This is a genomic window from Faecalibacterium sp. Marseille-Q4164 (genome assembly GCF_017377545.1).
Taxonomy (GTDB): Bacteria; Bacillota; Clostridia; order Oscillospirales; family Ruminococcaceae; genus Faecalibacterium; species Faecalibacterium duncaniae.
The window spans coordinates 1-1535 of record NZ_JAFREJ010000038.1; the positions used below are offsets into that span (position 1 = coordinate 1).

At 52.8% G+C, this 1535-nt stretch carries 1 rRNA gene; it reads left to right on the forward strand.

Going from position 1 to position 1535, the window contains the following annotated elements:
- Positions 1-1535, forward strand: a 23S ribosomal RNA gene (locus J3352_RS14085); the annotation flags it as partial.

Sequence of the window (1535 nt, forward strand, 5' to 3'; positions counted from 1 at the left end):
AAGCGGCTGTGGAGTGTATAGAAGTGAGAATGCCGGAATGAGTAGCGCGAATGCAGTGAGAATCTGCATGGCCGAAAGCCTCAGGTTTCTGGAGGAAGGTTCGTCCGCTCCAGGTTAGTCGGGAGCTAAGGTGAGGCCGGAAGGCGTAGCCGATGCACAGACGGTAGAGATTCCGTCACCACCAAAAGAGTTAAGCACAGGGACACATATGAAGTCTCAGAGCCGGGTGTTGGTTCCGGTAGAGATCGAGGGAAATTAGTACCGAAGTCTGAGATGGAAGATGGCGAGAAAAGCTGTGTGTATTTCTGAGGTGCCCGTACCGCAAACCGACACAGGTAGGTAGGAAGAAGATTCTAAGGCCAACGGGAGAAGGGTTGTTAAGGAACTCGGCAAATTGACCCCGTAACTTCGGGAGAAGGGGTGCTCCAGAGATGGAGCCGCAGAGAATCGGCCCAAGCAACTGTTTACCAAAAACACAGGTTTGTGCTAAATCGAAAGATGACGTATACGAGCTGACGCCTGCCCGGTGCTGGAAGGTTAAGAGGAGATGTGCAAGCATTGAATCGAAGCCCCAGTGAACGGCGGCCGTAACTATAACGGTCCTAAGGTAGCGAAATTCCTTGTCAGGTAAGTTCTGACCCGCATGAAAGGCGTAATGATTTGGGCACTGTCTCAACAGCCCGCCCGGCGAAATTGTAGTACCGGTGAAGATGCCGGTTACCCGCGACAAGACGGAAAGACCCCATGGAGCTTTACTGTAGCCTAATATTGGGTTTCGATGTTGCATGCACAGGATAGATGGGACTCTGGGAAACCAAGGCTTTGGCTTTGGCGGAGAGGCCGTTGGGATACCATCCTTGCGATATTGGAATTCTAACCTGCGGCTCTGAATCGAGTCGGGGGACATTGTTAGGTGGGCAGTTTGACTGGGGCGGTCGCCTCCTAAAGAGTAACGGAGGCGTTCAAAGGTTCGCTCAGCTTGAACGGAAATCAAGCAAAAGAGTGCAAACGCAGAAGCGAGCCTAACTGCGAGACTGACGGGTCGAGCAGTAACGAAAGTTGGAGTTAGTGATCCGGTGGTATGTGAGTGGAAATGCCATCGCTCAACGGATAAAAGTTACCCTGGGGATAACAGGCTGATCTCCCCCAAGAGTCCACATCGACGGGGAGGTTTGGCACCTCGATGTCGGCTCATCGCATCCTGGGGCTGTATTCGGTCCCAAGGGTTTGGCTGTTCGCCAATTAAAGCGGTACGCGAGCTGGGTTCAGAACGTCGTGAGACAGTTCGGTCCCTATCTGTCGTGGGCGCAGGATATTTGATGGGAGCTGTCCCTAGTACGAGAGGACCGGGACGGACGTACCTCTGGCGCACCAGTTGTTCCGCCAGGAGCATAGCTGGGCAACTACGTACGGATCGGATAAACGCTGAAAGCATCTAAGCGTGAAGCCGACCCAAAGATAAGATATCCCACTGATTGAATCAGGTAAGATCCCTTGTAGACTACGAGGTTGATAGGCACGATGTGTAAGTGGAG